This window comes from Lactobacillus sp. A27 (assembly GCF_016742815.1).
Taxonomy (GTDB): domain Bacteria; phylum Bacillota; class Bacilli; order Lactobacillales; family Lactobacillaceae; genus Lactobacillus; species Lactobacillus gallinarum.
Window position 1 is genome coordinate 21,440 of record NZ_JAEHNT010000014.1, and the last position, 7,333, is coordinate 28,772.

Annotated in this window: 6 protein-coding genes; 3 read left to right on the forward strand and 3 right to left on the reverse strand. The window is 38.6% G+C overall.

Annotation, left to right across the window (positions count from 1 at the left end):
• Positions 1–69: 69 nt before the first annotated feature.
• Together JEM49_RS02610 and JEM49_RS02615 are read left to right on the forward strand one after the other, a co-directional pair.
• Entirely contained in the window at positions 70–1,287 is a 1,218-nt protein-coding gene (locus JEM49_RS02610; RefSeq protein WP_087176837.1) for an MDR family MFS transporter, read from the forward strand.
• A gap of 89 nt (positions 1,288–1,376) precedes the next feature.
• Positions 1,377–3,308 (forward strand): M13 family metallopeptidase, encoded by a 1,932-nt coding sequence (locus JEM49_RS02615; protein ID WP_191451652.1) that lies wholly within the window; start codon positions 1,377–1,379, stop codon positions 3,306–3,308.
• Between the two features lie 219 nt (positions 3,309–3,527).
• Here the strand turns inward: JEM49_RS02615 and JEM49_RS02620 are convergent, their stop codons facing one another.
• Positions 3,528–5,549, reverse strand: coding sequence for a KUP/HAK/KT family potassium transporter (locus JEM49_RS02620; RefSeq protein WP_201873502.1), 2,022 nt, complete (start codon positions 5,547–5,549; stop codon positions 3,528–3,530).
• Positions 5,550–5,818: 269 nt separating this feature from the next.
• The gene (locus JEM49_RS02625; protein WP_201873503.1) at positions 5,819–6,256 is read right to left on the reverse strand and encodes a hypothetical protein; all 438 of its coding nucleotides are present in this window, start codon (positions 6,254–6,256) and stop codon (positions 5,819–5,821) included.
• A gap of 197 nt (positions 6,257–6,453) precedes the next feature.
• On the opposite strand from JEM49_RS02625, the gene JEM49_RS02630 reads away from it, so the two are divergent.
• Entirely contained in the window at positions 6,454–6,564 is a 111-nt protein-coding gene (locus JEM49_RS02630) for a putative holin-like toxin (RefSeq protein WP_025005568.1), read from the forward strand.
• A 145-nt stretch (positions 6,565–6,709) separates the two neighbouring features.
• Here the strand turns inward: JEM49_RS02630 and JEM49_RS02635 are convergent, their stop codons facing one another.
• A complete protein-coding gene (locus JEM49_RS02635) occupies positions 6,710–7,132 on the reverse strand; it encodes a hypothetical protein (protein ID WP_087236516.1) in 423 nt (140 codons plus the stop codon).
• Positions 7,133–7,333 lie beyond the last annotated feature (201 nt).

Genomic DNA, 7,333 nt, shown 5'->3' on the forward strand with positions numbered 1-7,333 from the left:
CAAGATCACTCTTTTTTTGTTACACTTAAGGTTAAGAATGAATAATGAAGTAAGAAAGGAAATGATTAAATGAAACTTGCGCATGGAAAAATACAAAGCGATGAAATCAAATTACGTTGGCTGATTTTAGGTGAACTAGCTACCTGGATTGGAGCAAGTTTTATTTGGCCACTGACTTCAGTTTATTTAAATAAACAGTTGCACATCAGCCTTTCTATGATTGGGGTCGTTTTATTTTGTAACTGTGCGGGAAATATTCTGGGGTCAATCATCTCCGGACGCCTTTATGATAAATACAACCCGTATCCGTTGATCTTATGGGGCGTAGGCCTTGATGCGGCTGTTTTATTCTTGATGGCAATCTTCCACGGCTGGCCTGAATATTGGATTTGGCTAACGATCACTGGCTTTTTAGGCGGCTGGAACGGTACTCTAATTAACTCGATTGCCACGAGTTTGCGACATCATCCGGGCAGATATGTATTCAATGTGCTGTATTTCTCACAAAATCTGGGTGTGGTAACCGGTACTTTGATCGTGGGATACTTGTATGATTACTCAGTTACATTGTTGTTTGTGATTGCTGCGCTGCTCTTCGTTGTTGCTTTCATCAATGCTTTATTTAATTATCGACCAATCATTGCCTTTCATAAGGAAAGAGTTGCTAAAGGACAAAGCGGAGATACACAAAAGGCGGTTCCTATGCCTAAGCGCAACTTTATTATGACGATGGCTTTCTTCACTACTTTAGGTATTACTTGGTTAATGTACATGAACTGGGAATCTAACTTGTCCGTTTATATGGTTTCACTAGGCATCCCGTTCCATTTGTACAGTTTGCTTTGGACTTTAAATGCTAGTGTGATTGTAATTATGCAAGGAATTTTAGCTAGATTTCCTAATATTTTTAAAAATCTTTTCCATCAGATCATTTTTGGTATCTGCATGTTTTCACTATCATTTATTACATTAGTCTTTGCCAAAGATTTTGCTCATTTTGCACTATCAATGTTTATTTTGACATTGGGTGAATCAACTGCTTTCCCAGCTATTCCAGCCTATGTGAATGATTTATCACCTAAAACAAGTAAGGGTAAGTATCAGGGAGCAACAATGGTTGCCAGTGGTATTGGGAGAGCCTTTGGTCCACTATTTGGTGGTTTAGTTATTGACCAGGCTGGTTATATTCCTTTCTTCTGGGTTGCAGCAATCGTCATTGCTTTAATGATTGTCATGATGATACCAATTTATGCAAAATTAGCCAAAAAGCTTACTTTATATAAGTAGACTGCAGACTGAATTAAATAAAAATGATATAATTAAAATGATTTAATATTAATTTGATAATAAAGGGGGATTTCTCTTTGAATAATAAAATGACTGTACGCGGCGGTGCTGGCGATATTACCGAAGCAGATTTATCAGCTCGTCCACAAGATAATTTATACTTAGCCGTTAACTCAGAATGGTTAAAGAATGCTAAGATTCCATCAGATCGTTCAAGAACTAGTAGTTTTGACGGTATTGATTTGAATATTGAAAAAGAATTGATGCAAGATTTTGCGGATTTTGCAGATGGTAAAAAAGATTTACCAAATGTGCCTAATTTTGAAAAGGCTGTAGCACTTTACAAGATTGCTAAGAATTTTGACAGAAGAAATGCGGATGGTGCAGATCCAATTCAAGCAGATCTGCATGAAATCTTAGATTTGCGCAACTTCGCTGACTTTACTTTGAAAGCTGCTGACTTCTTTAGAAATGGTTTTCCTATGCCATTTGATTTCTCAGTAGAAGCAGATATGAAGAATACTAAGATTCATTCACTGCAATTTGGTGGCCCAAGCACATTTTTGCCAGATACTACTACTTATAAGACTCCAGCTGCAGAAAAGTTGTTAGCCGTATTGAAGAAGCAATCAATCAACTTATTAACAATGAGCGGTATTAGCAAGTCTGAAGCGGAAGATTATGCAGAAAAGGCTTTGGCATATGATGCTAAAATTGCCAAGGTAGTTAAGTCTGCCGAAGAATGGGCTGATTATCCAGCTGCTTATAACCCAATTTCTCGCGCTGATTTTGCTGATAAGTTCAAGTCATTCAAGATGGATTACTTCTTAGGTGAACTCTTTGCTAAGAAGCCAGAACGCATAATTAATACTGAGCCTCGTTACTTAGACCACGCTGAAGAACTTTTGAATGAAGATAACTTCGCAGAAATTAAGGGCTGGATGTTAGTTAAGTTCGTTAATGGTGTAGCTAGTTCATTGTCACAAGAATTTCGTAAAGCAGTCTTCCCATTTAGCCAAGCTTTGTCTGGTCAACCTGAACTTCCAAGCGGTGTTAAGCAAGCATACCGCATCGCTAACAGTGACTTTAGCGAAGTAGTTGGTGTTTACTATGGTCAAACATACTTCGGTGCAGAAGCTAAGGCCGATGTCACTGACATGATTCACAAGATGCTTAACGTTTATGAAAAGAGAATCCGCGAAAATTCATGGCTTTCGCAAGAAACTAAGGATAAGGCAATTGTTAAGTTGCGTGCTTTGATCTTGAAGATTGGTTACCCAGATAAGATCGAAGAAATCTACGATCGCTTGACTGTTGATCCAGAGGCTAGTCTTTATGCTAATGAAGCTCAATTTGGTAGAGAACAAATTAAGTACAATTTGGAAAAACTAGGTCAAGATGTTGATCGCAGCGTATGGCTTATGCCAGGTAACCTCGTTAACGCATGTTACGATCCACAAAGAAACGATTTGACTTTCCCAGCTGCAATTTTACAAAAGCCATTCTACGACTTGAAGCAATCACGTAGTTTGAACTATGGTGGTATCGGTGTCGTAATTGCCCATGAAATTTCTCACGCCTTCGACAACAACGGCGCTCAATTCGATGAATTTGGTAATATGAAGAATTGGTGGACTGAAAAGGACTTCGCTGAATTTAAGAAGCGTACTCAGGCTGAAATTGATTTGTTTGACGGCATTAAGTATGGTCCAGTAACTCTTAACGGTAAGCAAATTGTGTCAGAAAATATTGCTGACCAAGGTGGTTTGACCGCTGCTGTTGAAGCTAACAAGGGCGAAAACGGCAACATGAAGGAATTGTTTGAAAACTTTGCTCGCGTTTGGGCAACTAAGCAATTACCAGAGAGTATCAAGACTCAAGTATCAGTTGATGTTCACGCTCCAGGTCCAGAACGTGCCAATGTTCAATCACAATGTCAGGAAGAATTCTACAAGGCATTTGATGTAACTGAGCATGATGGCATGTGGCTCGATCCTGAAAAACGCGTTGTAATTTGGTAATAAAACATAAAATAACCTTGCTGAGCAAGGTTATTTTTTTGTCATTTTTACTAATTTGTTATTTTTTAAGGCTAAAGAGTAGCTTTTTTTATATTGAATTCTATAATGAAGATGACTACAGTGCTTGCTACTACACTGCGGCCTTTATAACTTATACCCATATAAATTTTATGCACTAAAAAAGGCTCCCATCAGGGGGCCTTTTTTAGTTGTTATTAGTTATTTTGTTTTCGCAGTGGAATAATCCTTAGGTTTAATCCGTTTAATGTAAGATGGATTTGGTCTACCTAAGATTAATGGTACACGTTCAATGACGGTATCTGCGTATTCCAAACCGAACCATGAAGCAGGGTTAGAAGACAAGTTTTGCAAACGAACACGAGCTTCGACTAACCATTTTTCATAACCAACTAATTGAGTTTGAGGACTGATGACATCGTTAACGATAACGAATGAGAAGTCACCGACATCACGTCCAGGAGTAGTAGTGTATTCCTGTGGTTGTGGTTCGATTGTGCCGTCAGCGATTAAATCGTGAACGATTTGACGAATGTAGACATTCACACTAGTTTGCTTCTTGAAGCCTAAGTACAGCTGAATGTTAATTACGTTCTTAGTACCGTAGGTATTAACGGCATATTCGGCGGTAAATGGTTCGTTGGTTACGTTAACGGTGACGAACCAGTAGGCCTTAGCACGCTTTGGACGTTTATCCAAAATAGAGTACAAGATTTCACGTTTAATAAACTTGTTGTACTTAACGTTAGCCATGTAAACCAAGTTAGTAGCGTAAGTTGGATAATCTTCGTCGTGACTTAAGTTGGTAAGCATATCGGTATATTCGTCTAAGCGAACATAAGCATTTCTAGATTCACGTTTATCACGAACCTTGTTACCGTAGTACCAAACATACATGATGAAGCCGATTACACCAGCGATGAAGAGTGATACGTAACCACCGTGGGTGAACTTGGTTAAACTTGAGATCATGAACATAATGTCAAGAACACCGAAGAAGATCAAGAAGATCCAGTTCCAAAGTGGGTTAATTTTCTTCAATACTAACCATTCATAAAGCAAGATGGTAGTTGCAAGCATTGAAATCGTGATGGAAAGACCATAGGCTGCTTCCATGTGAGCAGAAGTTTGGAAGTACAAAACGATTGCGATAGTAGCAACACAGATTCCTTTATTGATGGAAGGAATATAGATCTGACCTTTTTCTGTTGATGGGTAATCGATATTCATTCTTGGCAAGAACTTAAGTCCACTGGCTTCAGCGACCAAAGTGAATGATCCGGTGATCAAAGCCTGTGAAGCAATAACAGCGGCAACAGTAGCCAAGATGATAGCGAACAATCTGATGTTGATTGGAATCATTTCATAGAATGGATTAAGCACGCCGCCGTCGGCAGGACGGAAAGTTGGGTTGTTCAAAATCCAAACACCTTGACCAAAGTAGTTGAGTGACAAGCAAACAAATACAAATGGCCATGAACCGATGATGTTCTTTTTACCAACGTGTCCTACATCAGAGTAAAGAGCTTCAGCACCAGTAGTAGCCAGGAAGATCGATCCTAAGATAAAGATTCCGGCTTTATTATAAGGGCTGAAGAGTAACTTAATGGCATAAACTGGGTTAATCGCTTGAATGATTGACCAATCGCCAGCCATGTTGATAACACCCATGACGCCTAAGAAGGTGAACCAGATAAACATGATAGGGCCGAATGCTTTACCGATGATACTGGTTCCCATCTTTTGAATAGAGAAGAGCAGCAGCAGGATAATTACGGTAATCATGATTACCATTTCCTGGGTAGAAACAGGAACATTGCCACCAAATTGAAGACCTTTTAACCCTTCAATCGCGGTGGTGACAGTTACGGCTGGAGTTAACGTACCATCGGCTAAGATGGCAGCCCCACCGATCAAAGCAGGCAATACCAGCCATTTGGCTCTCTTTCTAACCAAAGTATACAGAGCAAAAATACCACCTTCACCATGGTTGGTTGCTTTTAGCGCAATCAAAACCGTTTGTAAGGTAGTTAGTAGTGTCACGGTCCAAAGAACCAAAGAAATGGAACCGATGATGAAATCGCGGTTAACATTTCCGATACCGCCATTGCCTTCGACAATAGACTTCATAACATAAAGTGGACTAGTACCGATATCGCCATAGACAATACCAATGGCGATCAGCAAGCCAGCCGCGCTCATACGTTTTGACTTAGTATTCATTTATATATCTCCCACAAATAAATTGTAGCTATTAATAAAAAAAGAAAATGCCATGATGACATTTTCCTTTTAATACATTCATTTTCGTCTATTTTAGTTCACATTGCAAGTAAAATAATTATGTTTTAATTTTGGGTTTAAAAAAGCAGAGTGTTCGATATAACTGACAAAATTTGCGCTTTTTGTCAGTTATACTGAACACCCTTCTCAATTGAATATATTTGAACACAAAAAAAGACTCCCAACTCGGGAGCCTTTTTCAATATAAGTTATGAAAGTGATGAAGAAATCTTAGCACGTTGTTCTTCGTACCATTTTTCCCATGCTTCGTAAGTAAGCATGGCTTCTGGCTTAACACCGGTCTTTTCAACCATTACATCAAGTAAGTTCTTAAAGTTGTAATCATGGTATTGCAAAACGTGTTCAACCAACTTCTTACGTGGGAAGTGGATGTTGTTCAAGAGATAACTGTTAATATCAACCATGTTGTGATTTTCATCGTAAAGGTTGATGATTTCAAGGTCATCTTCATCAAATTGAGCAATGTAGAAGTTAGCGAAGACCTTCAAGTAATCAGGTTGTTCCTTGAATTCTTCCTTAGGCATAGTAGTCTTATTAGCTTCTGGCATTACGACTTTAAGATCGTCGTTTTCTTCTTCTGTTTCTTTATATGCTTGTGCTTGAGCGTTCTTTTCTTCTTCAGTCAAAGTTGTTACCCCTTTATTTAGAAAATAAATAGATGAAAAATCAATAATAATTCTACCGACTTCTGCAAATAAAAGCAAATTTAACTGCTTTTAGGAAATTTCTTTATAATGTTTGCTTGTGAACGTATATTTGGATTTAGTATAATTTTAGCCGTAGAAAAGCTGAAGTGGTGGCTATCCTGGAAGGGGAAGCCTTCGTGTCTGTTGCAGATGCGTTGCAACTAATGTTAGAATTCGGCACATTTGTCGTTACTCTAATTGCATTAGTTGTTGAGTTGATTAAGTTTTTTGATCAACGAAAAAAATAACTGCTTTGGCTGTGCAGAGCCGGCAGTTATTGAATAAGTAACAATATTTGATAGCACCGCTTACGCGATTCTACATTAAGAGGTTGGCTCATTTGCCGACCTCTTTTTCATTACATATTATAGCAAGTTCATAGACCCGCAGCAATTACTTATTATCTGAAGCATCTGAACTCTGGGTGCTTGATGATTGCGCGCTGCTAGAAGATTGATTAGATTGGCTGCTTGATTGCTTGGTACTACTTGAAGAACTAGATTGAGCATCGGCATCCTTGTCGCTGGATGAAGATGAGGCAGAACTAGATTGTTTGTCCTTATCTTGATGATCCTTATTCTCCTTATTCTTGTCCTTGTCGGAACTGCTGCTAGAGCTGGAAATATCTGAACTTGAATTAGAATTCTTGTCTACATCAGCAGAATTACTATTTTTCTCCTTAGTATTGGACTTCATATTAGAATTACTCTGACTGTTGCGTTGAACGGCATTATTGTGACTAACATAGGCGCCAGCGCCACCTCCGCCAATCAAAAACATAGCAAAAATCGCACCCCAAAAGATTAATTTCTTCATTAAAAATCTCTCTCCCATGTATTTTGTGAATTAGGTTCAGCGAGAACCTTGATTGCTAAATTATAGTTTAAGGCATTTCGGTAAAAAAGGATAAATAGAAGATTTACTTTTAACTAATAGTCAACTACCCTAGACTGAAGTCTAGGGCTTAGTGGCTCGTTAGCTTGCGCCAACCAGAACACCAACTTGCTTAGATACGGA